The sequence below is a fragment of the Streptomyces sp. NPDC007808 genome, assembly GCF_042868655.1.
In the GTDB taxonomy this organism is placed as follows: Bacteria; Actinomycetota; Actinomycetes; order Streptomycetales; family Streptomycetaceae; genus Streptomyces.
Genome location: NZ_JBIAEQ010000006.1, coordinates 284,636 through 310,839, shown reverse-complemented (window position 1 = coordinate 310,839; position 26,204 = coordinate 284,636). Strand labels below are relative to the sequence as shown.

General features: G+C 71.9%; 23 protein-coding genes. 8 read left to right on the top strand and 15 right to left on the bottom strand.

All coding sequences use genetic code 11. The features are described from left to right. The first annotated feature begins 62 nt into the window (after positions 1-62). Positions 63-1,409: a serine-threonine protein kinase gene (locus ACFYNL_RS23760; RefSeq protein WP_388806739.1), complete on the top strand. Its 1,347-nt coding sequence runs from the start codon at positions 63-65 to the stop codon at positions 1,407-1,409. Between the two features lie 3 nt (positions 1,410-1,412). Here the strand turns inward: ACFYNL_RS23760 and ACFYNL_RS23755 are convergent, their stop codons facing one another. Next, positions 1,413-4,211 (bottom strand): penicillin acylase family protein, encoded by a 2,799-nt coding sequence (locus ACFYNL_RS23755; RefSeq protein WP_388806737.1) that lies wholly within the window; start codon positions 4,209-4,211, stop codon positions 1,413-1,415. Between the two features lie 231 nt (positions 4,212-4,442). On the opposite strand from ACFYNL_RS23755, the gene ACFYNL_RS23750 reads away from it, so the two are divergent. The 3 genes from ACFYNL_RS23750 to ACFYNL_RS23740 all read left to right on the top strand — a co-directional run bounded on the left by ACFYNL_RS23750 (position 4,443) and on the right by ACFYNL_RS23740 (position 7,168). Further along, complete coding sequence (locus ACFYNL_RS23750) at positions 4,443-5,048, top strand: hypothetical protein (protein WP_388806735.1); 606 nt, start codon at positions 4,443-4,445, stop codon at positions 5,046-5,048. A 99-nt stretch (positions 5,049-5,147) separates the two neighbouring features. Beyond that, positions 5,148-5,876 carry a 3-keto-5-aminohexanoate cleavage protein gene (locus tag ACFYNL_RS23745; protein WP_388806733.1) on the top strand — a complete coding sequence of 243 codons (729 nt, stop codon included), beginning with the start codon at positions 5,148-5,150 and terminating at the stop codon, positions 5,874-5,876. A gap of 224 nt (positions 5,877-6,100) precedes the next feature. After that, positions 6,101-7,168, top strand: a complete 1,068-nt coding sequence (locus ACFYNL_RS23740) for an RNA ligase (ATP) (RefSeq protein ID WP_388806731.1) — start codon at positions 6,101-6,103, stop codon at positions 7,166-7,168. 172 nt (positions 7,169-7,340) lie between these two features. Here the strand turns inward: ACFYNL_RS23740 and soxR are convergent, their stop codons facing one another. Further along, a complete protein-coding gene (gene soxR, locus ACFYNL_RS23735; RefSeq protein ID WP_388806729.1) occupies positions 7,341-7,808 on the bottom strand; it encodes a redox-sensitive transcriptional activator SoxR in 468 nt (155 codons plus the stop codon). Between the two features lie 119 nt (positions 7,809-7,927). Between soxR and ACFYNL_RS23730 the strand changes: the two genes are divergently transcribed. Next, positions 7,928-8,389, top strand: coding sequence for a MaoC family dehydratase (locus ACFYNL_RS23730; protein ID WP_388806728.1), 462 nt, complete (start codon positions 7,928-7,930; stop codon positions 8,387-8,389). A 20-nt stretch (positions 8,390-8,409) separates the two neighbouring features. Here the strand turns inward: ACFYNL_RS23730 and ACFYNL_RS23725 are convergent, their stop codons facing one another. The 3 genes from ACFYNL_RS23725 to ACFYNL_RS23715 all read right to left on the bottom strand — a co-directional run bounded on the left by ACFYNL_RS23725 (position 8,410) and on the right by ACFYNL_RS23715 (position 10,647). Continuing rightward, complete coding sequence (locus ACFYNL_RS23725; RefSeq protein ID WP_388806726.1) at positions 8,410-9,033, bottom strand: TetR/AcrR family transcriptional regulator; 624 nt, start codon at positions 9,031-9,033, stop codon at positions 8,410-8,412. Between the two features lie 115 nt (positions 9,034-9,148). Next, positions 9,149-9,436 (bottom strand): YiaA/YiaB family inner membrane protein, encoded by a 288-nt coding sequence (locus ACFYNL_RS23720; RefSeq protein ID WP_062701451.1) that lies wholly within the window; start codon positions 9,434-9,436, stop codon positions 9,149-9,151. Positions 9,437-9,495: 59 nt separating this feature from the next. Further along, the gene (locus tag ACFYNL_RS23715; RefSeq protein ID WP_388806724.1) at positions 9,496-10,647 is read right to left on the bottom strand and encodes an acyl-CoA dehydrogenase family protein; all 1,152 of its coding nucleotides are present in this window, start codon (positions 10,645-10,647) and stop codon (positions 9,496-9,498) included. A 104-nt stretch (positions 10,648-10,751) separates the two neighbouring features. Here ACFYNL_RS23715 and ACFYNL_RS23710 point away from each other — a divergent pair, with 104 nt between their 5' ends. The 3 genes from ACFYNL_RS23710 to ACFYNL_RS23700 all read left to right on the top strand — a co-directional run bounded on the left by ACFYNL_RS23710 (position 10,752) and on the right by ACFYNL_RS23700 (position 13,174). Then, positions 10,752-11,402, top strand: a complete 651-nt coding sequence (locus ACFYNL_RS23710) for a TetR/AcrR family transcriptional regulator (protein ID WP_388806722.1) — start codon at positions 10,752-10,754, stop codon at positions 11,400-11,402. Positions 11,403-11,437: 35 nt separating this feature from the next. Continuing rightward, complete coding sequence (locus ACFYNL_RS23705) at positions 11,438-12,160, top strand: ArsR/SmtB family transcription factor (RefSeq protein ID WP_388806720.1); 723 nt, start codon at positions 11,438-11,440, stop codon at positions 12,158-12,160. A gap of 66 nt (positions 12,161-12,226) precedes the next feature. Beyond that, positions 12,227-13,174 carry a DMT family transporter gene (locus tag ACFYNL_RS23700; RefSeq protein ID WP_388807289.1) on the top strand — a complete coding sequence of 316 codons (948 nt, stop codon included), beginning with the start codon at positions 12,227-12,229 and terminating at the stop codon, positions 13,172-13,174. Here ACFYNL_RS23700 and ACFYNL_RS23695 read toward each other — a convergent pair. The 10 genes from ACFYNL_RS23695 to ACFYNL_RS23650 form a co-directional block, all read right to left on the bottom strand. Further along, on the bottom strand, positions 13,166-14,488 hold the full coding sequence (locus tag ACFYNL_RS23695; RefSeq protein ID WP_388806718.1) for an MFS transporter: 1,323 nt from the start codon (positions 14,486-14,488) through the stop codon (positions 13,166-13,168). The genes ACFYNL_RS23700 and ACFYNL_RS23695 overlap by 9 nt on opposite strands. A gap of 388 nt (positions 14,489-14,876) precedes the next feature. After that, on the bottom strand, positions 14,877-15,959 hold the full coding sequence (locus ACFYNL_RS23690; protein WP_388806716.1) for a Zn-dependent alcohol dehydrogenase: 1,083 nt from the start codon (positions 15,957-15,959) through the stop codon (positions 14,877-14,879). Between the two features lie 24 nt (positions 15,960-15,983). Continuing rightward, complete coding sequence (locus ACFYNL_RS23685; RefSeq protein ID WP_388806714.1) at positions 15,984-17,372, bottom strand: aldehyde dehydrogenase family protein; 1,389 nt, start codon at positions 17,370-17,372, stop codon at positions 15,984-15,986. A 144-nt stretch (positions 17,373-17,516) separates the two neighbouring features. After that, the gene (locus ACFYNL_RS23680; RefSeq protein WP_388806712.1) at positions 17,517-17,987 is read right to left on the bottom strand and encodes a DUF3574 domain-containing protein; all 471 of its coding nucleotides are present in this window, start codon (positions 17,985-17,987) and stop codon (positions 17,517-17,519) included. 29 nt (positions 17,988-18,016) lie between these two features. After that, complete coding sequence (locus ACFYNL_RS23675) at positions 18,017-19,366, bottom strand: ABC transporter ATP-binding protein (RefSeq protein WP_388806710.1); 1,350 nt, start codon at positions 19,364-19,366, stop codon at positions 18,017-18,019. 126 nt (positions 19,367-19,492) lie between these two features. Next, positions 19,493-20,167, bottom strand: a complete 675-nt coding sequence (locus tag ACFYNL_RS23670) for a class F sortase (protein ID WP_388806708.1) — start codon at positions 20,165-20,167, stop codon at positions 19,493-19,495. After that, positions 20,154-20,807 (bottom strand): hypothetical protein, encoded by a 654-nt coding sequence (locus ACFYNL_RS23665; RefSeq protein WP_388806706.1) that lies wholly within the window; start codon positions 20,805-20,807, stop codon positions 20,154-20,156. Before ACFYNL_RS23665 ends, ACFYNL_RS23670 begins: the two co-directional genes overlap by 14 nt. A 100-nt stretch (positions 20,808-20,907) precedes the next feature. Next, the gene (locus ACFYNL_RS23660) at positions 20,908-22,143 is read right to left on the bottom strand and encodes an MFS transporter (protein ID WP_388806704.1); all 1,236 of its coding nucleotides are present in this window, start codon (positions 22,141-22,143) and stop codon (positions 20,908-20,910) included. Positions 22,144-22,170: 27 nt separating this feature from the next. Beyond that, complete coding sequence (locus ACFYNL_RS23655; RefSeq protein WP_388806702.1) at positions 22,171-23,628, bottom strand: CitMHS family transporter; 1,458 nt, start codon at positions 23,626-23,628, stop codon at positions 22,171-22,173. Positions 23,629-23,805: 177 nt separating this feature from the next. Next, on the bottom strand, positions 23,806-26,037 hold the full coding sequence (locus tag ACFYNL_RS23650; RefSeq protein WP_388806700.1) for a molybdopterin oxidoreductase family protein: 2,232 nt from the start codon (positions 26,035-26,037) through the stop codon (positions 23,806-23,808). Positions 26,038-26,204 lie beyond the last annotated feature (167 nt).

The following is a 26,204-nucleotide window of genomic DNA, read 5'->3' as shown; positions in this document are numbered from 1 at the left end:
CGGTCCGTCGGCAGGACGATGCGCCCGTACCACATCACTACGGGGGGACAAGGGGGCCTGTGATGGGCAGACCGGCGGTGAGCGTGAGCCCGTACTGGGAGCTGACCTTCGACGCGGACGGGGACCCGGACGCCGGGAGACGGGACCGGCTGCTCGCCGGGGTGGCTCAGCACCGTGTGCGTGAGCTGATCGTCTTCGCGCACGGCTGGAACAGCGACCGCTCGGGGGCGACCAGGCTCTACGACCGCTTCTTCGCACCGATGCCCCGGCTCGCTCCGGCGGCGGGGATCGGGTACGTCGGTGTGGTCTGGCCGTCGATGCGGTTCTCGGACGAGCCGATCCCGAATTTTCCACGGGCGGTGGCGGCCGAGATGCCGCGTCGGCCGGTGCTCGACAAGGACACGCGGCACGGGCTGCTGGAGACCTTCCCCGGGCGGGCCACCGTGATCGACCGGATCGCCCGGCTGCTCGACCAGCAGCCGCGCGAGGAGGCCGAGTTGGAGGAGTTCGGGCGGCTGGTGCGGATGCTGGTGGAGGTCGTGCCGCCGGGGCCGCAGGCGCTGTTCGCGGCGGACACGCTGGCGGAGGGCGTGCCGCAGGGTCTGCCGGAGATGCTCTCGGGTTCGGTGGCGGCGGTGTGCGAGGAGTTCGCGCGGGCGCTGGCGCATCTGGAAGCGCCGGAGGGAGCGGCCCGCGGCGCGGCCTCCTTCTCACTGCCGAACCCGTGGGAGGGTGCGCACGAGTTGCTGCGGCAGGCGACGTACTACGCCATGAAGCGGCGCGCGGGCACCGTCGGTGAGCGCGGGCTCGGCCCGGTCATCGGGCAGCTGGCGGCGCGGGCGCCGGGGACCCGGGTGCATCTGGTGGGGCACAGCTTCGGGGCGCGGCTGGTGTCGTTCGCGTTGCGCGGGCTGCCGAAGGGTGTGCGCACGGTGAAGTCGGTCACGTTGCTCCAAGGTGCCTTCTCGCACTACGCGTTCGCGTCCCGGCTGCCGCACGACCCGCGGGCCGGCGGGCTGCTGGAGGGTCAGCACAAGCGCGTCGACGGACCGCTGGTGTGCTGTCACTCACGGCACGACTCGGCCCTGTCGACGATGTATCCGCTGGCCGCCCGGATGGCGGGCGACGCGCGCGGGATCGCGGCGTGGGACATCGGCTGGATGCTGGGCGACAAGTGGGGGGCGATGGGACACGGCGGGGTGCGGGCGGTGCCGGGGACGCGGTCGCTCACCCTGGCCGCCGCGCTGCGGGAGCCGCTGCCGGCGTCGGGGTGCGTGAACGTGGACGCGGCGGCTCTCGTCAGACGCGGCGGTCCGCCGACGGGAGCGCACAGCGACATCGTGCACCCCGAGCTGGCCCAGCTGGTGCTGGTGGCGGGCCGTGTCGTACGGCCCGCCTCCGGCCCCTGACCGTCACCGATGTGACGTGAACTCCACGACCTGCTGGTACGTCGGCCTGTTCTGCCAGCTGATCCTGCCGTGCTTGATGCCGCCCAGGGTGCGCTGGACGATCGAGTCGGCGCACCACTGGTCGCCCGCCGCGCACTGGTCGTCACCGGGATAGACCTGGGCCGCGGTCCTGCCGGCGGCCTCCTTCAGGGTGCTGATCAGGATGTCCCGGCAGGCGCCGAGGCTGCCGCCGCCGCAGTACTTCCGGTCGAGCGGACCGCGCACCGACTCACCGAGGACGGCCCGGATGTCCTTGTCGACGTAGCTCCACCAGCCGTACTGGAAGGAGCTCCCGGCGTGCGAGCCGGTCGGGCCGTGGCCGGCCGAGGGGGCCTCGTCGATGGGCAGGTTGGCGGTCATGGCCTGGTACAGCTCGCTGCCGAGGCCCGGTTCGAACTCGGCCTCGACCAGCAGGGGCCACCACGCGTCGAGGATGCGGATCGCGTCGGCGTCGGCGTACTTCTTCGAACCGGCCGACGTCTCGGTGCGCTTGGCGCCCGCGGTGACCCACGCCCGGAGCTTGCTCACCGCGGCCGCGGCCGTGGAGTCGGTCACCGGGGAACCGGTGACGACCTTCAGCAGATCCGGCAGGACGTCCTCGGCCCGCAGGTCGGCCAGGCCCGCGTCGGCCATCGCCTTCACCAGCGAGGCCCGGGTCACGCCGCCCGCGGCGACCAGCTTGCGCACCCGGTTCTCCAGCAGGTTGCCGCGGTGCACCGAGCCGTCGCCCCAGGGAGCGGTCGTGTAGTCCTTGGCCTGCTTGTTGTTCCAGGAGATGTAGTAGTCCTGGTCGATGGAGTTGGGGTGCTCGGACGGCGGCGTGTACTGCGCCGTGTTCGTCGTCGCGTCCCAGCCGCGCCACTCGTACGCCGGCCGCGCCCACACCGGGAACTCCGCGTCGACGCCGGTCGCCCGGACCGGGTTGTCGCCGCTGTTGTAGTAGGCGGTGTGCTCGGAGTCCACGTAGAACCAGTTGAAGGTGTAGTTGATGTGCTGCACCGCCTTCTGGAAGTCCTCCGGGCCCTTGACGTGGTCCGGGTCGTTCAGCATCTGGAAGCCGATGATCGAGTCGGCCTCGTGCATGAACGACGAGCGCAGGGTGGTGTAGGCGACCTTCTTGCCGCCGACGGTCGCGCGGTGCGTCACGGGGCCGTACTTCGTGCGCCAGACCCGCATCGTGTACGAGCCCGCCGGCGTGCCGTCGGCGGTCGTCGGCTTCCAGGCGTTCTTCTGCTCGATCTTCTCCATCGCGGTGCAGGTACCGCGGTAGAGGTAGTGGTGGTCGTCCTGGCACAGTTCGACGGCGTAGGTGTCGATGATGTCCTGGCCGGAGGTCGTGGCGCTCCACGAGTAGTCCTGGCCGCGGCCCAGTTCGACGTACATGCTCAGGCCGGCGAACGAGGCGCCGCGGGCGCTGATGCCCGGGCCCTGGATCTCCTGGAGCAGCAGGAGCTGGGGGGCGAAGTAGCCGGTCTGCGGGCCGAAGACGGCCACGGGGTGACCGCTGGCGGTGTGTTCGCCGCTGACCACGAGAGCGTTGGACATGCCCCGCTTGGCGGAGGTCATGGCCGCCTCGGCCGCCGTGACCGAGGCACCGGCCGCGGCGGAGCCGGCCGCGCTGCCGGTACGGTCGTACACGAGCTGTTCCTCGGTCACCGAGCCGGCGTCGGGCAGGGCGCCGCCCTGGGGGTCGGCGGGCTTGGTGGCGTACGGGAAGCTCTTGTCGTGGACGGTGACGACCGCCTCGGGGTCGTTGCGCTCGCGGAAGGACTCCCAGAGCCTGGTGCCCTCGACCACGCCGTACTTCTCCTGGGCGGCCAGCAGGGAGATCGCGTTGTTCACCTCGCCGCCGCCCCCGGAGCCGAACAGCGCGCCGATGACGGAGCCCAGCGCCACCAGGTCGGTGATCTTGAACTTCTCGATGGTGCCGGCGTTGGTGACGGAGTCCTTGTGGCCGGTCAGAACGTACTCGCCGGGGAAGTAGCGGCCGCTGTCGGAGGCGTCGATGTAGGCGTTGATGCCGTCGAGGTAGGCCCTGGCGTCGGCGAGGGCCAGCCGCCCGCGCTCCCCGTTGGAGGCCACCGCGTTGTCGATCTGGGCCTGGAGATCGGCCTCCGTGTAGGGGGCGTGACGCCAGAACTGCTGCTCCAGCCCCTGGTTGGAGGGCGCCCCGCCCGCGAAGGAGGTCAGCTGTCCCCGTCCGACGTGCCGGAAGACGTCCATCAGCCACAGCCGGTCCTGGGCGGCCGCGTAGCCGGCGCCGAACTCGGTGCCGTACCTGGTGGTGCCGGTGATGTGCGGCACACCGGTCTTCTTGTCCCGGACGATCGTGACGTCGGTGCGTCCGGCGGGCTTCAGGGTGGAGGCCACCTGATCGGACGGGACACCGAACGAGGCGTCGTTGAAGAAGGTGTTGATCGTCGCGTTGGTGAGGCCGGAGTGGCCCTTGGCGAGGTCGGCGTACGGGCCCAGCTGGTCCGAGGCATGTTCGGGCATGCTGCCGAAGGCCTGGTTGAGCAGGATCTGGGCGAGGGTGGCGTTGCCGTTCTGGCCCGGCGGCAGGATGTCGGAGCACTGGTTGCCGCAGTGGTCGACAGCGGCCGTCGCCTCGGCCGCCGCCGCCGGGTCGGCGGTGGCGGCTTGGGAAAGAGGCGACAAAAGACCGGCAATCAGCGCGCATATGGATGCCGTCTTCAGGAACCCGGGGAATCGACCGGGAGTTCTCAGTGTGTCGAGGGCGGTGCGTGGGATGCGCCGTGGCATGGCAGCTCCTACCGACGAGGCTGGGCCGGGATGTTACCGGCGGTATCCCCGAGATTGAAGATGAGCATGCGTCACTTTCTGGAGTCCGCAGGGTCCGCTATGGAGGTCATCGGAAATCGGATGGAGCCGAATCGCTTGTCGATACGTCTACTCGTCAACGTCGCGCGAAGTCCGTGCGACTACGCCGAAGTGACCGAAGTACAGGTGCAGGTGTGACGGAGGTGCAGGGCGATGGCCGGTTTTCGGAGTCTGGCGAGACAGGTGCGCGACCCGCGGTGCGATCTGGCACTGCGGCGCTACTCGCTGCGCAAGTGCCTTGAGCGGTTCGCTCCTTACGGGCACAGGGCGACGTGGGACCACTTGTGCTCCCGGGCGGGATTCGGTCCGGAGGACCGCTCCCCCGATCCAGCGCGGCTCGTGGCGGCGTTGGAGGAACTGGAGGAGGCGCGTTCGGTCTGGCTGGCCTACGAGGTCGAGTTCGCCGAGCGACGCAAGAAGGAGAAGCACGACGGACTGCGCAGGCCGGGCAGTGTGGACGACTGGCACCGGCTGACCTGGGGCGGTTTCGGGGTCGCGTGGTGCGACGACCCGCGGGTCCACCCGCATGAACCGCTGGCCGAGGTGCTGCGCCGGCTGATCTCCGCGCTGGAGCGCGAACCGGGTGCGGAATGCCCGGTGTGCGACGGGGATCGGCTGACCTGGAGGTACGACCTGGCCCATGAGCCGTCGTCGGGCCCGGTCTGCACGGACTGCGGCATCGTGGTGCCGCGTCCGGTGCTCACGCCCGAAGCGCTGGCGGCGGCCCGGCGCGGACGGCGACTGCTCGTGTCCGCCTAGTACGACGGGGGTGCGCCGGGGATGCCGCACCCCCCTTTCGCCGGTGGTCTTCTCCCCTCCCGTGCCGCCGCCGTCGGTGCCGGAGGGCATGATCGAGCCATGATGCAGGTGTGTCTGAACGGGCCCCGCGGAGCGGGCGACGGCGTTGTGGTGCCGCTCTCGCCGGAGGCGCTGGCCGAGTCTGCGGCCGAGGCCGTCGCGGTCGGCGGCACGGACATCCATGTCCATCCCAAGACCCCTTGCGGACGAGACAGCCTGTCGCCGCGCGCGCTCACGCCGGTGATCGAGGCCATCCGGGCCCGGGTGACGGTGCCGGTCGGGGTGACCACGGGCGCGTGGGCCGAACCGGACGCGGCCGCGCGGGTGGAGCGGATCCGCGGCTGGACGGTGCTGCCCGACCACGCCTCCGTCAACTGGCACGAGCCGGGCGCCGAAGAAGTGGCGGCGGCACTGCTGGAGCGCGGCGTGGGCGTCGATGCGGGCATCTGGTCCGGCACCGACGGGGCGGCCCGGTTCGCCGCCTCACCGCTGGGGCCCAGGGTGCTGCGGGTGCTGGCGGAGGTGATGGACACCTGCGCCGAGACGGCCGAGGCGACCGCGGGTGCGCTGCTCGCCGACCTGGGTCCGGCCTTCGGCCGGCCGGTGCTGCTGCACGGGGAGGACGGGGGCGCCTGGCCGGTGCTGCGGCTGGCGGGACGGCTGGGGCTGGCGACACGCACAGGACTGGAGGACACGCTGCTCCTGCCGGACGGTGAACGTGCCTCGTCCAACGCACAGTTGGTGACCGAGGCCCTGTACCAGTACGCGAGCGCGCAGCGCTCGTCCTAGAGCTGCGAGCACAGTCCGTTCGGCTCGCGGCGTCCGGTGCGTGCGATCCCAAGGCGCCGGAAGCGACGGCAGTGCGTCCCGTCAGGACTCCGCGCGCTGCGGGAACGGTGGCCGCCGGGCGAAGATCGCGACGATACCAGCCGCTAATCCGGTCGCTCCAGCCCTTTGCCGTGCGGACAGTTGGGGGCGATGAAACACACCTGAGGAAGACCGAGGAGTCCCTGATGTCGACGCTGCGCGTCACCGCCGAAATCCTGACCGTCCACGAGCATCCGAACGCCGACGCGCTGGAGCTGGCACAGGTGGGCCTGTACCGGGCCGTCGTCGCCAAGGGTGCCTACCGCACCGGTGACGCGGCCGTGTACATCCCCGAGCAGTCCGTGCTGCCGGCCGGGCTGATCGAGGAGCTGGGGCTGACCGGGCGGCTGGCGGGGAGCGGCGCCGACCGGGTCAAGGCGGTGCGGCTGCGCGGTGAGCTGTCGCAGGGGATCGTGTGCCGGCCCAAGGCGCTGGGCGACGTCGACCTGGCCCTGGCGGCGGCGCAGGGGACGGACTTCGCCGAGGTGCTGGGGATCACCAAGTGGGTGCCGCCGATCCCGCCCACGATGTCCGGTGACGTGGAGTCGGCACCGGATCTGCTGCCGTGGGTGGACATCGAGAACATCCAGCGGTACCCGGACATCTTCGCCCCGGGCGAGCCGGTGGTGCTGACCGAGAAACTGCACGGGTCGGCGTGCCTGCTGACGTATGCCGCCGACGAGGGCCGGGTGTACGTGTCCTCCAAGGGGTTCGGCTCGAAGTCGCTGGCGCTGCGGGAGGACCCGCGCAACCTGTACTGGCGTGCGGTGCGGGGGCACGGTGTCGCCGAGGCCGCGGCCAGGCTGGCCGAGCGGCTCGGGGCTCGGCGGGTGGGCGTTTTCGGCGAGGTGTACGGCGCGGGGGTGCAGGACCTGACGTACGGGGCCGATGGCCGCCGGGAGACCTTGGGGTACGCCGCGTTCGACGTGTCCGCGGAGATCGACGGTCGGGTGCGATGGCTGGACCCGGCCGAGGTGCTGGAGGGCGAACTGCCCTTGGTGCCGCGGCTGTTCGAGGGGCCGTACGACATCGATCGGGTGCTGGAGGTCGCCACGGGGCGGGAGACGGTCTCGGGGCGGGAGCTGCACCTGCGGGAGGGTGTGGTGATACGGCCGGCTGTCGAGCGGTACAGCGCGGTGACCGGCGGCCGGGCGATCGCGAAGGCGATCAGTCCGGCGTATCTGACGCGGAAGGGCGGGACCGAGTACGAGTGACCCGGGGCCGTCGGCCGGTGGGTGCGCGGTGGGGCGGCCGAGGCGGGGCCCGGGCGCCCGCCGGCGCCGCACCAGCGGCACGACTGCTCGCCGGGGAGGCGGGCCCGCTCGGCCGGTCGCCCACCACCCGCGACCACCGCGTCCCGGGCCCGAACTCAGGGGCGCCCGGCCCCTACGACCTCCCCCTTTGCTCCACCATCAGCCGCGAACCCGTCAACCGCTCACCGAAGACGTCGTCCGGGTTGGACAGGACGCAGGTGTCCAGCGAGAGGCAGCCGCAGCCGATGCAGTCGGTCAGGTGGTCGCGCAGGCGGTTCAACTGGTTGATGCGTTCGTCGAGTTCCGAGCGCCATGTCTCCGACAGACGGGCCCAGTCCTCATGGGTGGGGGTGCGTTCCTCGGGGAGTTCGGCGAGGGCCTCGCGGATCGTGGCCAGGGGGATGCCGACGCGTTGGGCGGCCCGGACGAAGGCGACCCGGCGGAGGGTGTCACGGGTGTAGCGGCGCTGGTTGCCGGCGGTACGGCGACTGCTGATCAGGCCCTTGGACTCGTAGAAGTGCAGGGCGGAGACGGCGGCGCCGCTGCGGGCGGACAGCTGTCCGACCGTGAGCTCGTGGATCTTCTCGGGGATCTGGGGCACGACCCAAACTTACCTACCGCGTCACGGCCCCGGTCCGTTGACAGGGGCTCCCCGCGCTAGCATGCTAAGCAGTTGCTTAGACATGACTGTCCGGAAAACGCGACGCGAGAGGCCTGGACATGGCAGAGCCGAGGATCTTCACCTCCGCCGACGACCTGAGGTCGGCGGTGGGCGAGCAGCTGGGGTACACCGACTGGCTGGAGGTCGACCAGAAGCGGATCGATCTGTTCGCGGAGGCCACGGGTGATCACCAGTGGATCCACGTCGACCCCGAGAAGGCCGCCGCCGGGCCCTTCGGGACCACCATCGCGCACGGATACCTGACGCTGTCGCTGCTCCCGCTCTTCGGGCCGCAGCTCATCCAGGTCGACGGCGTGAGGATGGGCGTCAACTACGGGACGAACAAGGTGCGTTTCCCCGCCCCGGTGCCGGTCGGGTCGCGCCTGCGCGCCACCGCCACGATCACCGGGGTCGAGGACGTGGCGGGTGGCATCCAGGTCGCCGTCGCCTTCACCGTGGAACGCGAGGGCGGGGACAAGCCCGTGTGTGTCGCCGAGTCCGTCTCGCGGTACTACCTGTAACGCGCGCGGAGCCGACGGCGCTACTTCGCTCCCACCATCCGCAGCACGAGGTCGGCGTAGAGTGCGCCGACCTCGTCGGGGGTCCAGGGGCCGTCGACGTTGAACCAGCGGGCCACGTCGATGCAGAGCGAGAGCACGGCCAGGGTCGTGCCCTTCACGTCCAGCACGTCGAACTCGCCGGCCGCGACGCCGTCGTCGATGATCCCGCGCACCTCGGCGTCGACCTGCCGCCGCAGTTCGAGGATCTCGGCGCGGGCGTCCGGGCCGAGCGAGTCCAGCTCGTACTGCACGACGCGCGCGGTGGTGCGCCCCCCGGCGTGCCAGCGGACGAAGGAGCTCACGGCGTCGGCGAGCCGCTCGGCCGCGCTGCCCTCGCGCCGGGCCGCCGTCTGGAGGATCTCCAGGGCCTTCTCGTGGCCGATCCTGCTGATGCGGTGAAGCAGCTCTTCCTTGGTCTTGTAGTGGATGTAGAGCGCGGCCGGGCTCATCCCGGCGCGGCCCGCGATGTCACGGGTCGTGGTGGCGTGGTAGCCGCGCTCGGCGAAGGCCTCCACGGCGGCGATCAGCAGTCGCCGGGCCGCGTCGGGCGTGACCTCACCCCACGCCGACGTCTCGCCGCCGGCCGTCTCCTCCGCCGTACTCATCGCTCACTCGCCCCTCTCACAGACAGAGGCACCACCATACCGCCGATACTGAGCGATCGCTTAGCGGGCCGGTGGAGGCGTCGCGTCCGCACGGGCGCCGTCGTCCCGCCGGGCGTCAGATCTTCTCGAACGGGTCGTGCTCGGCGAGCAGCTTCTCCAGCCGTGCCTGGTCGACCCGGCTCACGATCTGCCCGGCCTCCTGCCGGTCCCGGATGACCTTGGCCAGGGTGAACGCCGAGGTCACCAGGTACAGGACGGCGATCGCGAGGAAGCCGCGCACCCAGGCGTCGGCGTTCAGCTGGTAGATGCCGACGCCCGTGGCGGCCATGGCGACGGCGAAGGAGGCGACGGCCTGGCCGTAGAAGGCCGCCGTGCTCTGCTGCTTGACCGGTGTGTCACTCATGGGAACAGGGTCGGGGCGGCAGGCGCCGGTCACATCCGCCGACGTACTCATCCTGGTACTCAGAACGCCGAGACACCCGTCAAGGCCCGCCCGATGACCAGCTTCTGGATCTGGCTGGTGCCCTCGTAGAGGGTCATCACGCGGGCGTCCCGCAGCAGTTTGCCCGCCGGGTACTCGTCGATGTAGCCGTAACCGCCGAAGACCTGCAGGGCGTTGTTCGCGGCGCGGACGGCGGCCTCCGAGGCGAAGAGCTTGGCCTTGGAGGACTCGACGGCGAAGGGCAGCCCGCGGTCGATCAGGTCGGCGACCCGCCAGGTCAGCAGCCTGGCCGCGTCCACGTCGACGGCGATGTCGCTGATCAGCTCCTGGACCAGTTGGTGATGGGCGATGGACCTGCCGAACTGCTCGCGCTCCCCGGCGTACCGGACGGCCGCGTCGAGGGCGGCCTGCGCTATCCCGACACAGCCCGCGGCGACCGACATCCGGCCCTTGGCCAGGGCCGACATGGCCACCGAGAAGCCCTTGCCCTCCTCCCCCAGCATGGCCGTCGCGGGCACCCGCACGTCCTGAAGCACCAGCTCGGCGGTGGCCTGGCCGCGCAGGCCCAGCTTGCCGTGGACGGTGCGGCGGGTCAGGCCGGGGGTGTCGGTGGGGACCAGGAAGGCGGAGACGCCCTTGTGGCCGGGCGCGTCGGTGGAGCGGGCGAAGAGCAGGACGACGTCGGCCCAGGTGCCGTTGGTGATGAACATCTTGGTGCCGTTGATGACGTAGTCACCGCCGTCCCGGACCGCCCGGGTGGCGAGGTTGCCCGCGTCGGAGCCGGTGCCCGGCTCGGTGAGGCCGAAGCAGCCGACCAGCTCGCCCGCGGTGAGCCCCGGCAGCCAGCGGCGCCTGTGCTCCTCGCTCCCCCAGGCCGCGATCGTCTTGGCGACCAGCCCCAGGGAGACCGACACGATGCCGCGCACCGAGGAGTCGCCCCGGCCCAGCTCCTCCGTGACCAGGCAGTACGCGAGGTGGTCGCCGCCCGAGCCGCCGTACTCCTCGTCGATCGTCAGGCCCAGGAAGCCGACCTCGCCGAGCTTCTTGACGATCGCGGGGTCCACCTCCTCGGCGCGGTCCCACGCGACGGCATGGGGCGCGATCTCGCGGTCCACGAAGTCCCTGGCCAGTTGCCGGACGGCGGTCTGCTCCTCGCTGAGCCCCAGATTCATACCGAGTCACCCCACAGTCGGTGGACGCCGAAAGCCGTACATTGAAAACGGTACGTTTAAATTAGCACTGCTAGTTTCTGTTGGGCAGCCCTACTATGTGGGCCATGGCCCGACCGCGCAAGCCCCTCCTGAGCTACGACCGGATCGTCGAGACCGCGCGCGAACTCGTGGACGGGGAGGGCCTCGCGGCCGTCTCCACCCGCCGGCTCGCCGCCGAACTGGGCGTGAGCGGGCCGTCGTTGTACAACCACTTCCGCACGAAGGACGAGATCCTGGAGGCGGTCGCCGACTCGGTCAGCGCCCAGGTCGACCTGTCGATGTTCGAGGACGGCCGGGACTGGCGGACCGCCCTGCACGACTGGGCCGTCTCCTACCGGGCCGCCCTGCGCGACCACCCCAACATCGTCCCGGTGCTGGCCCGCGGCCCCGGCCGCCGCCCGGCCGCGCTCCGGCTCGCCGACGCCGTCTACGGCGCGATGGTCGCCGCGGGCTGGCCACCGGCCCAGGCCACATCCATCGGAGCCCTGATGCGGTACTTCATCATGGGCTCGGCGCTCGGCTCGTTCGCCGGGGGGTTCGTGGACGACGCGAGCGCGTACGACCCCGCCGACTACCCCCACCTCGGACAGGCCCACCTGCTCGCCGAGCAGCAGGAGAAGATCGACGAACGGGCCTTCGAGACGGGCCTGGCGGCACTGCTGGACGGGCTGTCACGGCAGTACGAGCAAGCGGGGCAGACGGGGCAGGCCGGCTGAGGACGCTTCGGCCGGCGCCGAAGTGTCCGTACCGCATGCTGGGTCGTATGACCACCAGGGATCCCCAGGCAGCGCAGTTGGCCCGGCTGGCCGGGCTCATCGCCGACGAGACGCGGGCGGCCTGTCTGCTGGCGCTGCTCGACGGGCGGGCGTGGACCGCGGGTGAGCTGGCGCGGCACGCCGGGGTCGCCGCGTCCACACTCAGCGAGCACCTGGGCAAGCTCGTCGGGGGTGGGCTGCTGACCGAGGAGCGGCAGGGACGCCACCGGTTCGTACGGCTGGCCGACCCGAGGGTCGCCCAGCTGCTGGAGGACCTGGCCGCCCAGGTGGTCCCGGAAACCCCCGCTCGGCCCCGCAGCCTGCGGGAGGCCGGCGCGGGCTCGGCGATGGCCCGCGGCCGCACCTGCTACGACCATCTCGCCGGGCGGCTCGGCATCGCCGTCACCGACGCACTCACCGCGAAGGGTCTGCTGCGACAGGACACCGGGTTCGCCCTCACCGACTCCGGCCTCGTCTGGTTCGACTCGGCCGGGATCCGTCTCGACCGGACGGGTCGGCGCCCGCTGGCCCGCGCCTGCCTCGACTGGACCGAACGCCGGCCCCATCTCGCGGGCGTCGCGGGCGCGGCCCTGTGCCGGCACGCGCTGGACGCGCGGTGGTGCGTACGGATCGGTTCGGAGCGGGCCGTGAAGGTGACGGACTCCGGCGAGCGCGCGCTGTTCGAGCTGCTCGGCGTCGAGCCGGGGGCGCTGCGCTGAGCCGCGGTGCCAGGTCGCAAAACCGCGAGCGTCACACCTCTCCTCCTCCCTAGTGTCTGGAGCATGATGAACCACTCCCCTGCCCGCCCCGCCCGCCGCGCCGAACTGCTCGCCGCCGGTGCCGCGGTCGTGACCGTGGTGCTGTGGGCCTCGGCGTTCGTGTCGATCCGCAGCGCGGGCGAGGAGTACTCGCCGGGCGCGCTGGCGCTGGGGCGGCTGCTCGTCGGTGCCGTCGTGCTGGGCGGCATCTGCCTCGTGCGACGGGAGGGGCTGCCCCCACGGGCGGCCTGGCCCGGGATCGCCGTCTCGGGCCTGCTGTGGTTCGGCTGCTACAGCGTCGCGCTGAACTGGGGCGAGCAGCAGGTGGACGCGGGTACGGCGGCGCTCGTGGTGAACATCGGACCCGTCCTCATCGCGCTGCTGGGTGCCCGGCTGCTCGGCGACCCGATGCCGCCACGGCTGCTGGCGGGGATGGCGGTGTCGTTCGCCGGTGCGGTGACCGTGGGGCTTTCGATGTCGGGCGGGGGCGGTTCCTCGGTGCTCGGGGTGGTGCTGTGCCTGCTCGCCGCGGTCGGGTACGCGGGCGGTGTCGTGGCGCAGAAGCCGGCGCTCGGCCATGCGAGCGCGCTCCAGGTGACGACGTACGGGTGCCTGGTCGGCGCGGTCCTGTGCCTGCCCTTCGCCGGGCAACTGGTCGACGACGTGGCCCACGCGTCCGTGTCCGCGACGCTCAACATGGTCTACCTGGGCGTCTTCTCGCTGGCGCTCGCCTTCACCACGTGGGCGTACGCCCTGGCGCGGACGACCGCCAGCCGTATGGGCGCGACCACCTACGCGGTGCCCGCGCTGGTCGTGCTGATGTCGTGGCTGGCCCTGGGGGAGGTGCCGGGGCCGCTCACCCTGGTGGGCGGAGCGCTGTGCCTGGCGGGGGTCGCCGTGTCGCGGTCGCGGGTCCGCTCCGCCCGGGTCGTGGCGGCGGCGCCACGACCCGAGCAGGCCCGTGAGTCAGCGTGAACGGGACCGGTCCGCCAGGACCTTGATGGACAGCAGGGCGATCACCGACAGGCCGATGATGTAGCCGGACACCGCCATGGAGGTGCCCGTCGCCTCCAGCAGCAGCACCATGACGAACGGGGCGAGGCCGCCACCGGCCACCGCAGCGATCTGGTAGCCGAGGGAGGCGCCGGTGTAGCGCATCTCGGGCGTGAACAGTTCGGCGAACAGGGCCGCCTGGGGCCCGTACATGATGCTGAGGAAGCAGCTGGCGACGAAGGTGCCCACCGCCAGCCACAGCAGCGAGCCGGTGTCGATCAGCAGGAAGAGCGGTACGGCCCACAGGGCGATGCCGATCGCGCCGAGCGCGTAGACACGGATCCGCCCGATCTTGTCGGAGAGCGCGGCGGCGGCCGGGATCAGCACGAGCTGGGTGAGGCTGATGCAGAGCGAGACGGTGAGGACGGCGCTCTTCTGCATGCCGAGTTCGCGGGTCGTGTAGTCGAGGACGCCGGTGATGATGATGTAGAAGGTCGCGGTGTTCACGGCGAAGGAGCCGCCGGCGAGCAGCACCGTGCCGAGGTGCTCGCGCAGGATCGTGCGCAGCGGGGAGGACTGCTCGGCCTTCTCCTGCTCGGCAAGTTTCCTCTCCGCCTCCCGGAACTCAGGGGTCTCCTCGACGCGGGTGTGGATGTACCAGGCGAGGACGAGGACGAACAGGCCGACGAGGAACGGCACACGCCAGCCCCAGGACGCGAACGCGGCGTCCGTCGTGAACGCGCCGGCCAGCAGGAACACCGTGTTGGCGGTCACGACGCCGATGGGGACGCCGAGCTGCACGAAGCTGCCGTAGAAGCCGCGTTTGCCCTCGGGGGCGTACTCGGTGGCCATCAGCATCGCGCCGCCCCACTGGGCGCCGACGGCGATGCCCTGCATCACACGGAAGGTGACCAGCAGGATCGGCGCGGCGACGCCGATCGTCTCGTACGTCGGGAGCAGGCCGATGCCGGTGGTGGCGAGGCCCATGAGGGTGAGCGCGAGGACCAGCATCGGCTTGCGGCCGCGCTTGTCGCCGAGCTGGCCGGCGACGATGCCGCCGAGGGGGCGGGCCAGGAAGCCGACGGCGAACGTGGCGAAGGAGGCGAGCACGCCCGCGGTGGAGCTGCCGGCGGGGAAGTAGAGGTCACCGAGGACCAGGGCGGCGGCTATGCCGAAGACGAAGTAGTCGTACCACTCGACCGCCGACGCGAGGGCCGCGGCGGTGGCCACGCGGCGGCGGTTGCCGGTCGCGGGAGCGGTGGGGGCGAGCGGCTGGGCGGAAGGTGCCGTGTCCATGCGTGCACACTCCGGTGGGTGCTGGGGACGGAACGGGGGGTGGCTCGGGTCCACGGAACGTACTGACCGGACGGTATGCGAGTCAACGGTTAAGGCCGCAGGAGTTTTGCCCGAACGGGGCACGGACTGCGGACACGGGCATGCCGAAGGCCCCGGTCGCGCACAGCGGCCGGGGCGAAGCGGAAGGCCCGGGGGGACCGGCAGGCCCGGGCGGACCGGCAGGCCCGGGCGGACCGGCAAGCCCGGGCGGACCGGCAAGCCCGGGCGGACCGGCAAGCCCGGAGCGACCGGCAGGCCCCGGGCGTCCGGCAGGGCTGGGCGGGCCGGCAGGCCCGGGCAGGCCGGCAAGCCCGGAGCGACCGGCAGCCCCGGGCGTCCGGCAGGCGGGCTAGAACACCACCAGAGCCCTGCCGCCCTTGCCCGCCAGCATGTTCTCGAAGGCCGCCGGGATGCCCTCCAGGGCGATCCGCTCCGTGACGAGCGCGCCCAGGTCCAGGCGGCCCGCCCGGACGTGCTCGGCCAGCACGGGCAGGTCCCGCGCCGGGTCGGAGTTGCCGTAGACGCATCCGGAGAGGGTGCGGCCCCAGTGGAAGATCTCCAGGGCGTTGAAGGTGACCTGCTGGTCCTTGCCGCCGATGCCGACGACCGTGGTGCGGCCGCCGCGGCGGGTGGAGTCCCAGGCCGCCCGGATGGTGGCGGCGCGTCCGACGCACTCGACGGCCACGTCCACGCCCTGCTTGCCCGTCAGGCCCCGGATCTCGCGTGCGGTGTTCTCGGAGGCGAGCACGTAGTCGGTGGCTCCCGCCGCGCGCGCCAGTTCCTCCTTCTCGGGCGAGACGTCGACGGCCACGATCTTCGCCGCGCCCGCGATGCGGGCGGACTGGAGGGCCGCCAGCCCCACGCCGCCGACGCCGAACACGGCGACCGTCTCCCCCGCCCCGACCCGCGCCGAGTGGTGCACGGCGCCGTAGCCGGTGAGCACGGCACAGCCCAGCAGGGCGGCGTCGGTGAGCGGGACGCCGTCCGGGAGCGGCAGGACGCAGCCGGCCGGTACGACCGTCTCCTCGGCGAACGCGGCGACGTTCAGGCCGGGGTGGAGGTCGGTGCCGTCCACGGTGCGGGCGTGGACGTTCGCGGCACCGTTCAGCGCGTTGGCGCACAGCCAGACCTCGCCGAGCGAGCAGGCATGGCAACCGCCGCAGGACGGTGCCCAGTTGAGGACGGCTCCGGCGCCGGGCGACAGGTGGGTGACGCCCTCACCGACGGCGACGACCGTGCCGGCGCCCTCGTGACCCAGGACGGCGGGCACCGGGACGCGCATGGTGCCGTTGGACAGCGACAGATCGGAGTGGCACACCCCGGCCGCGGCGAGGCGGACGCGGACCTGGCCGGGGCCGGGGTCGGGCAGATCGATCTCGGTGACCTCCAGCGGGGCACCGATGGCGGGCAGGACGGCGGCACGGACGGCCATGCGGGGTGACTCCCTTGAACTGGCTCAGAACTGGAGGGACTTGGTCTGGAGGTACTCGGCCAGGCCGTGCGCACCGAGTTCGCGGCCCACGCCCGACTGCTTGTAGCCGCCGAAGGGGGCGAGCGGGTTGAACCGGCCCCCGTTGATGTCGACCTGCCCGGTGTCCATACGGCGCGCGAAGGCCACCGCCTCCGCCTCGTCGGCCGCCCAGACGGCGCCCGCGAGGCCGTAGACCGTGCCGTTGGCGATGCGCAGGGCGTCCTCCTCGTCCTCGTACCTCAGGACGGACAGGACGGGGCCGAAGATCTCCTCCTGTGCGACGGTCATCTCGGAGGTCACGTCGGCGAGGACGGTCGGCGCGACGAAGTAGCCCTGCTCACGCGGTACTCCGGGGCCGCCCGCGACCAGCCGCGCCCCCTCCGCCACGCCCTTCCTGATGTACCCGAGCACCCGCTCCTGCTGCTTGGCGTTCGCCACCGGGCCGATGCGCTCGCCGTACTTGGCGGCGGCGGCCGAGGCCAGCTCCACGGCCTCGTCGTACTGGTCGCGGTGCACCAGCATCCGTGTCCAGGCGCTGCAGGTCTGCCCGGAGTTGGACATGACGTTGGCGACGCCGACGTTGACCGCCTTGGCGAGGTCGGCGCTCGGCAGGATGACGTTCGCGGACTTGCCGCCCAGCTCCAGGGCGACCTTCTTGATCGCCGCTCCGGCCACCGCGCCGATCTGCCGGCCGACCGCGGTCGATCCGGTGAAGGAGACCAGGTCGACGCCCGGGTGTTCGGCCAGCGCCTGGCCGGCGACCCGGCCGAGCCCGGTGACCAGGTTGAAGACGCCCGCGGGGACGCCCGCCTCGTGCACCGCCTCGGCGAAGAGCTGGGCGACCAGCGGGGTGTCCTCCGCGGGCTTCAGGACGATCGTGCAGCCCGCGGCCAGCGCCGGGGCGGCCTTGGCGACGATCTGGTGGAGCGGGTAGTTCCAGGGCGTGATCGCGCCGACGACACCGACGGGCTCGTGGAACACGGTCGAGTTGCCGACCTTCTCCTCGAAGGCGTACGTCGCCGCCAGCTCGGCGTACGAGCCCGCGACCGCGATCGGCACCGCGGCGTGGACGGCCTGGGAGAACTTCAGCGGCGCGCCGAGCTCGGCGGTCACCGTCTCCGCGATCTCGTCCTTGCGGCCCTCCAGGACGTCCCGCAGGGCCGCGAGGAGCGCGGCCCGTTCGGCGGGCGGGGTGGCGGCCCAGCCGGGGAGGGCGGCGCGGGCGGCCCGTACGGCGGTGTCGACGTCGGCGGCGGTACCGGCCGGGACGGTGGCGATGACCTGCTCGTCGGCCGGGTTCACCACCTCGATGACGTCCCGGCCCGCGGCGGGGCGCCACGCTCCGTCGATGTACATGCCGTCGTGTGCCTTCATCGCGCTTCCTCCCGGGCGGGGCCGCCTCGTCGTCAGGCGTCGTCGTCAGGCTGTCGCCGTGGACTCACAAACTAGCGGCGATAGTTTTTGAGCGCCAGACGCTCCTATGAGAACAGAAGCCCCGACGGCGGCCTCACCCGCCCGTCAGAAGTCGGCCGCGACCCGGTCGTCCACCCTTCCCACCGACTCCTGCCCGAAGGTCTTCTCGTAGGCCCGGCGGATCTCCTCGATCTTCCGGTCACCGGTCTCGGCCACGCCCACCGGATACAGCAGGATCAGCTCGTACGACCGCTCCTTCTCGATCGTCCCGGTCGCGTCCCGCCACTGCCCGCGCCCGCTCTGCACCGTCAGCCCGTCCGGGAAGTCCGGCGTGACCTCCTTGTCGACGAACGCCATGAACTGCTTGTCGGTGACCGCCGGCCCACCGTCGGGTCGCGCGGTACCGAAGAGAAGCCGCGTCTCGACGTACGGCTGACCGCGGGGCGGTGCCCAGGAGGCGGCCGGCGTCGACGCGCCGGCGTCGCCGAGGGTGGCGTACGCGGTCGGTGCCCCTACGGCCAGCAGGAGGCCGACGGTGGTGAGGACGGCCCGGGTTCGGGTCGGACGCAGATTCATGGGTCGTACCTGGCCGTCGGGCCCGGACTTCAATCCTCCAGGTCCGGAAGCCGGTCCGGGGCCGGGCAGATGCGGTCGCCGTGCTGGTCGAAGACGAACAGGTGGGCGAGGTCGACGAGGAGGGGGACCTGCATGCCGTGCCGGAGCTGGATGTCGGGGGTGGTGCGCACGATGAGGTCGCCGGGCAGGCGGCCCTCGGGGGGCGCCGGATCGGCGTGGGTGTCGGCCGGGTGGTCGAGGACCACGACCGGGCCGGCGCGCAGGGCGCCCGCGCGCTCCCTGAGCCGGTCCAGGACCCTGCCGTCCGCACCGCCCGCACGTCGGCGCCGCCTCGGGGGACGGGCGGCGGGACGCGGCGCTTCGAGGTCGGGTACGACGGCGGGCCGGGAACCGGTGTCGAAGTGGACGAGGATCTCGTGGCCCTGGAACTCCACGTGCTCGACGAGTCCGCTGATCGCCACCTCCCCCGGACGTGCCGCGGCCGGCTCGGCGATGCGCACGGCCTCGGAGCGCAGCCCCACGATGACCTCGCGCCCCTGCTGGACGCGGAGCAACTGGTGGTCGAGGGAGAGGGGTTCGGGCAGCCGGAGGTACTGCTTGCCGAGGCTGATGGTCATCGCGCCGTCCAGCGGGGCGCGTACGACGCCGCGCAGCAGGTTGATGCGCGGGGTGCCGATGAAGGCGGCGACGAAGACGTTGCGGGGCAGGGCGTACACCGAGCGCGGGGTGCCGACCTGCTGCAGGACGCCGCCGCGCATGACGGCGACCCGGTCGCCGAGCGACATCGCCTCGGCCTGGTCGTGGGTGACGTACACCGTGGTGACGCCCAGCTTCCGGGTGAGCCCGGAGATCTCGGCGCGCAGATGGCCTCGGAGCTTGGCGTCGAGGTTGGACAGCGGCTCGTCCATCAGGAACGCGGTGGGGTGGCGGGCGATGGCCCGGCCCATGGCGACGCGTTGGCGTTCGCCGCCGGAGAGCTGGGCGGGGAAGCGGTCGAGGAGGTCCTCGATGCCCAGCATGCGGGCGGTGGCGTCCACTCTCGGGGCCGGGTTCGCGCCGGGCGACTCGATGCGCAGCGGGAAGCCGATGTTGTCGCGACCGGTCATGTTGGGGTAGAGGGCGAAGTTCTGGAAGACCATCGCCATGTGACGGGCCGCCGGCAGCAGGTCGTTGGCGTACTCGCCGTCCAGCAGCAGGTCGCCCTCGTCGATCTCCTCCAGGCCGGCGATCATTCTGAGCACCGTGGACTTGCCGCAGCCGGAGGGCCCGAGCAGGACGAGGAACTCGCCGGGCTCGATGTCCAGGGTGAAGCGGTCCACGACGCGGGTGCCTCGTGTGTAGGACTTGCTGACGTCGTGCAGGGAGATGGCGCGTGTCATGGCTGCTGCCCCCGGGGGCCGTGCGGAGCGCCGCTGCTCCGTGTGTCCGATGGCCCCGTGCGGGTCGTACGAGGCCTGTGCGTCACGGAAGTTAACGGAATGTGCCCGGGGTGGGGAATACATCGGTCACTTCGTCGCGGTCAGGTGGGCGAAGACCACCACGTTGCTGGTGTAGCCGGTCCGCCGGTCGAACAGTCCGCCGCACGTGATCACCCGCAGCTCCGGGCGCCGGGTCGGGCCGTAGACCTCCTTGTCGGGGAAGCTCGCCTTGTCGAAGACCTTCACCCGGTCCACGGTGTAGACGGCGGTACGGCCGTCCTCGCGCCGGGCCTCGATCCGCTTGCCGCGCTTCACCGAGGCGAGTCCGGCGAAGACGGCGGGACCGGTTCGGGTGTCGCGGTGCCCCACCGCGATGGCGGCGCCCTGCTCTCCCGGCGTGGCGCCGCCCCGGTACCAGCCGATCAGCTTCGGTCTGTCGATCGGCGGTGTCTCCAGCTCCTGCGACGCGGTGAGCCCGATGCCGAGGATCGGGGCGTCGATGCCGAGGGACGGGATCCGCAGGGAGGTCGGCCGGGAGCGCGGCAGCGGGCGGGGCGGCGGTGTGGGGCGGGTGGCGGCGGGGTGGGCCCGGCCCGCGGCCACGGTGTCCGGACCGTCGCGTCCGCCCGGCGCGGTCACGTCGCCGTCTCCCCCGCACCGGGCCACCACCGACACCAGGACGACCGTGAGCAGGGCCGTCCTGGTGAGGCGGTAGGCGCGGGTCCGGTGCCAGGGCCTGCGTCTGCGCCTACGCGGCACCATCGCGCTGCCGGCGGTTCCTGCGGACGTACACGACGCCGCCGACCGCCACCAGGCCCACGGTCGCCGCGGCGGTCACGGGAGCGTACGCGGCCGCGGTGTCGACGAGGCCGCCGCCGCCCGCGTGCACGCCGCCCTTGGGGCCGTGGTCGCCGCGACCCCAGTTCTCGTCGTTGTGTACGCGGTCCTCGATGCGCCCCTCGGGACCGTGCCGTCCCTCGCGCTTGTCGCCGCACTTGACCCGGAAGAGCTTCCTCTTGGTGTTGGTGACGTCCACGGTCCAGGTGAGCATGTACTGCCCGTCCGCCAGGCCCAGCAGGTCGGTGTGCCCGGCACCGCCCGCGAGTTGGATGGTGCCGGTCACGGTGGCGGCACTGGGCAGCGGGGGCTGCGGGGTGATGGTGTACTCGATCGTGGGGAGGGTGTCGAAGTTGACGGCGTCGAGGTAGAACCGGCAGACCACCGACTCGTCGTCCGGGGTCCCGTAGGGCATGCCCTCGCTGTGGATCCTGATGTCGCCGTTCGCCTGGGCCGACGCCGTCGGCGCCGCCACCCACGAAGTGCCCGCCGCGGCGAGCGCGGCGAGGACGACAGTGGCGCCCGCGCGGACGCGGGACGTACGTGAGGGTGTCAGGGTCGGCATGCGCGCTCCTCTGATTCAGACGATTTTCATACAAATCGCTCCTTCGCCTGACTTTCAGCTATGCGCACAGCGACTCGCCGTACCGATGCCCGGCGCGTCGTCAAAGATCGCTCGTACGGCGGAATCCTGAGCGCTTCGGCCGCTCCCGGGCGCCCTTTACGGGCCTGTCCGGCCGCTTCGGCGTCCGCGCGGCGATGCCCGCCGACAGCAGCAGCAACACCCCGAGCATCAGAAACGGAGCGGCCACCCCGGCGACACCGGCGACCAGGCCCGCCGAGGCCGGCGCGGCGACCTGCCCGAGGCGGTTGCCGGTCAGCCGAAGGGCGAGCGCCGTGGAACGGGCGCCTTCCGGGGCCGCCTGGACGACCGTCGTCATGGACAGCGGCTGCCCGACACCCAGGCAGAACCCGAGCACCGCCAGCGTCAGCGCCAGCGCCCACACGGGCACCGGCACCGCGATGCCCGCGCACAGCAGGGCCGCCAGCAGACAGGTCACCGTGAGCAGCAGCGTGCGACCGAGCAGCCGCAGCAGGGGCGTCAGGACCAGTCGGCACGCGATGGTGGCCGCCGCGCGCAGGCTGAGCAGCAGGCCGATCACGGACGGCGCGATGCCACGGTGCTCGCCGACCACCGGAAGGTAGGCGGTGAGGATGTCGGTCGCGGACAGCACGGCGAGACTGATGAAGATGCCGGCGGGCACACCACGGGCCCGCAATATGCCCCGCACGGGCACGCGTTCGCCTCGTTCCGTCCCGGGCTCGGCGGTCGTACGGCTCTCGATGCGCCACAGCGACGTCAGCGCGACGGCACCGCCCGCGCCCGCGACCAGCAGCGCGAGTGCGCTGGTGCCCACCATGTCCCGGCCGCCGATCAGCGCGCCCGCCGCGATCGGGCCGATCAGCTGGCCGAGGGAGGCACCGATGGTGAAGTGGCCGAAGTTGCGGTCCTGCTCGTGCGGGGCGGACTGGCGGGCGACGAGCGACTGGGCGCCGATGACGAAGCAGAGGTGACCGAGGCCCATCACACCGCTCCAGACCGCCATCGCCCAGAGGGACCCGGCGAGGCCGCTGAGCGCGCAGCCGCCGGATATCAGGACGACGCCGACGGGAAGCAGGTGCGCGCAGCGGCCGTGGTCGGTGCGGCGGCCCAGCGGGACGGCGACGAACAGCGGGAGCAGGGCGTACACACCCGCGATCACGCCGATCGCCCGCTCGTCGGCGCCCAGCGCGAGCGCCCGGTAGGAGACGGCGGGCCGGGCCATCGACACCGCCCCCTGCGCGAAGCTGAAGGCGATGACGAGGCGGAGCAGCCAGCCGCGGTACCCACCGGGCGCCATGATCGTGTCCTTTGCGGAAGGTCGGGGTCAGATGATTCCGAAGAGCATTCCGGCGGCGAGGATGACGAGGCAGGTGAGCGCCGCCCACTTCACCACGAACCTGGTGTGGTCGCCGAACTCGACCTTGGCCATGCCGACGAGGACGTAGACGGCCGGGACGAGCGGGCTCGACATGTGCAGCGGCTGACCGACCAGGGAGGCGCGGGCCATCTCCAGCGGGGAGACACCGTGCGCCGCGCCGGCCTCGGCGAGGACCGGGAGGACGCCGAAGTAGAAGCCGTCGTTGGACATGAAGTAGGTGAGCGGGAGGCTCAGCACGCCGGTGACGAGCGCCATGTGCGGGCCCATGCCCTCGGGGATGACGTCCACCATCCACCGGGCCATGTGGTCCACCATGCCGGTGCCCTGGAGGACGCCGGTGAAGACGGCGGCGGCGAAGACCATGCCGGAGACGTTGAGGACGTTGTCGGCGTGGGCGGCCAGGCGGGCCTTCTGGTCGGGGATGTGCGGGAAGTTGACCGTCAGGGCGAGCGCGGCGCCGAGCAGGAACAGGACCGGGATCGGCAGCCACTCCATGATCATGGCGGTGAGCAGGGCGACCGTGAGCAGCGCGTTGAACCAGTAGAGGTTGGGCCGCAGCGTGGGCCGGTTCGGGTCGAGCGCCTGGAACCGCTCGTCCTCGCCGTCCTGCTCCTCGGCGTCGGTGCCGGAGCCAGAGCCCGAGCCGGAGCCGGAGCCGGAGCCGCCGACGCCCTTGCGCGCGCCGGGGGCATCGGAACCGGAGCCGGCGGCGATCAGGACCGTCTCGGTCTCCTTCTCCTCGACCGTCTCCCCGGCCTTCTCCTCGACCAGGACGTCGTCCAGCGTCAGCACGCCCAGACGCTTGCGCTCGCGCAGGCCGAGGACGTACGAGAGGACGAACACGCCCAGGAGGCCGACGGCCAGAGCCGGGATCATCGGGACGAAGATGTCGCTGGCGTCGAGCTTGAGCGCGGTGGCGGCACGGGCGGTCGGGCCGCCCCACGGCAGGGTGTTCATCACGCCGTTGGCCATGGCGGCGACACCGGTCATCACGACCAGGCTCATCTTCAGGCGCTTGTACAGCGGGTACATCGCCGAGACCGTGATCATGAAGGTGGTCGAGCCGTCGCCGTCGAGGGAGACGATCGACGCGAGGATCGCCGTGCCGACCACGATGCGCATCGGGTCGGCCTTTGCGAACTTCAGGATGCCGCGGACGATCGGGTCGAAGAGGCCGACATCGATCATCACACCGAAGTAGACGATCGCGAACATGAGCATCGCCGCGGTGGGGGCGAGGCTGGTGACGCCTTCGATGACGTAGTCACCGAGCTTGGCGCCCTTTCCGACGAACACACAGAACAGTGCCGGAATGAGCACGAGCGCCGCGATCGGCGACATCTTCTTCATCATGATCAGGACCAGGAAGGTCGCGATCATGGCGAAGCCGAGAATGGTCAGCATGAGTGGATACCTAACGTTCGCCCTTGAACGACCCACCAGGGCCGGCGGTGCGTTGACGTTAGGACTCGTCAAGCAGCGTTAACAAGACGTTGACGTGCGAGCAATAAGCGCAAAACTCCAGGTCAGAGCTTTGCTCAGGTCAGCGGCTGATCATTTTCGGTCGCACGGGAGCTTTTCTCAGCCGACCGGCGCGACCTCGACGGGCACACCGTTGAGCACCGCGTTGCCCGACAGCGGGTCGAGCAGGCTGCCGTCGAGGAGCTGGTTGACGTTGACGCCGGGGTCGGCGGAGGCGTGGCCGAGGCGGGTGCCGGGACGGTCGTGCCCCCAGCCGTGCGGCAGGCTCACCACCCCGGGACGCACCCCGTCGGTGACCTCGGCCGGGGCGGTCACCTCTCCCCCGGCACCCTTGAGCCGTACGTCAGCCCCGTCCCGTACGCCGAGCCGCTCGGCGTCCTCGGGATGGATGTGCAGGGTGCAGCGGTTGGAACCGCCGGTGAGGGCGGGCACGTTGTGCATCCAGCTGTTGTTGGAGCGCAGATGGCGGCGGCCGACGAGGACGAGTCCGTCGGGGCGCTCGCGCAGGGCCGCCCTGAGCCGGGGCAGGTCGTCGGCGAGGGGCCCCGGCAGCAGCTCGACCTTGCCGCTGAGCGTCTTCAGCGGCTGCGGCAGACGGGGCGTGAGCGGTCCGAGGTCGATGCCGTGCGGATGCGCGAGCAGCTTCTGAAGGCTCAGACCGTCGGGGCGGGCGCCGAAGCCGTCGCCGTAGGGGCCGAGGCGCAGCATCATGTCGAGGCGTCGCTCGGGGCCGGTGTCGCCGTCGAGTCGTGCGGCCAGCTCCTTCGGGTCGCGGCCGTGCACCGGCGAGTGCGGCTCCTTCACCGCCTTGCCGAGGGTCTGGCCGATGACCAGGTCGTCGACCGCGGACGGGTCGGCACCGTGCATGCCGGTGGCGGCCAGGACCAGCCGGGCGAGGATCTCCGTCTCGGCCATCCGGCCCGGCTCCAGCGGGACGGCGGGACGGGTGTAGCGGACCTGGTTGCGCACGGCGAGGGTGTTGAAGGCGAAGTCGTGGTGCGGGCTCTGCGAGGGCGGGGGCGGCGGCAGTACGACGTCGGCGTGGCACGAGGTCTCGTTCAGGTACGGGTCGACGCTGACCATGAAGTCGAGGGAGCCGAGCGCCTTGTCGAGCCGGTCGCCGTCGGGTGCCGACAGGACCGGGTTGGCGGCGACGGCGACGAGGGCGCGGATCGGCTCGCCGTCGTCGGTGGCGGTGTCGATCTCCTCGGCGAGGGCGGAGAGCGGCAACTCGCCCTTGGCCTCGGGGTGCCGACTCACCCGGGAGTACCAGCGGCCCAGCGCGAAGCCGTGCCCGGGCCCGGCGGGGCGGGGAGTCCTGTCGGTGGCCGCCTGCGGGAACAGAGCTCCGCCGGGGCGGTCGAGGTTGCCGGTGAGGATGTTGAGGACGTCGACGAGCCAGCTGGCGAGCGTGCCGTGCGGGACGGTGCAGGTGCCGATGCGGGCGTAGACGGCGGCGGTCGGGGCGGCGGCGAGGTCACGGGCGAGGGTGCGGATGGTGGCCGCGTCCACGTCGCACGCGTCGGCCACGGCTTCGGGGCTGAAGTCACCGAGGGCCGTGCGGAGTTCGGCGACACCGTCCACCACGGGCGCGAGGTCCTTGAGGTCGACGAGGTCTTCGTCGAAAAGGGTGTACGCCATCGCCGCGAGGAGCAGGGCGTCGGTCCCGGGCCGTACGGCGAGGTGCCGGTCGGCCAGTCGGGCGGTGCGGGTGCGGCGCGGGTCGATGACGGTGAGGGTGCCGCCGCGCGCCTTGAGCGCCTTGAGCTTGCCGGGGAAGTCGGGGGCGGTGCACAGGCTCCCGTTGGACTCCAGCGGGTTGGCGCCGATCAGCAGCAGGTGGTCGGTGCGGTCGAGGTCCGGTACGGGGATCGCGTTGGCGTCGCCGTAGAGCAGGCCGCTGGAGACGTGCTTGGGCATCTGGTCGACGGTGGACGCGGTGAAGAGGCTGCGGGTGCCGAGTCCCGCGATCAGCACCGGCGGGTAGAGGGCGCCGGCCATGGTGTGCACGTTGGGATTGCCGAGCACGATGCCCACCGAGTTCGGCCCGTACCGCTCGACCACCGGGCGGATCCCCGCGGCCACGGCGTCGAAGGCCTCCTCCCAGGTGGCCTCGCGCAGCTCGCCGTCCTTGCGCACGAGCGGGGTGCGCAGACGGTCCGGGTCGCTGTCGACGGCACCGAAGGACGCGCCCTTGGGACAGATGAACCCCTTGCTGAACACGTCGTCGCGGTCACCGCGGGCGCCCGTGACCCGGGTCCCCTCGATGGTGAGGGTCAGGCCGCAGGTGGCCTCGCACAGGGGGCAGATGCGGAGTGCGGTGCGGGACACGGGTCCTCCCGGGTTGCGGCGACGGCGAAGCGTGGACTCACCGCCGAGCATACTGACCGGTATGGACGGAGGGGAGCCCCCGCCGCGGGCGGGCTCGGGAAGCCGCCGGGCTCGGGACGCACGTGCGAGGCCCGGACACAACCGCCGGAACGGGAACACACCCACCC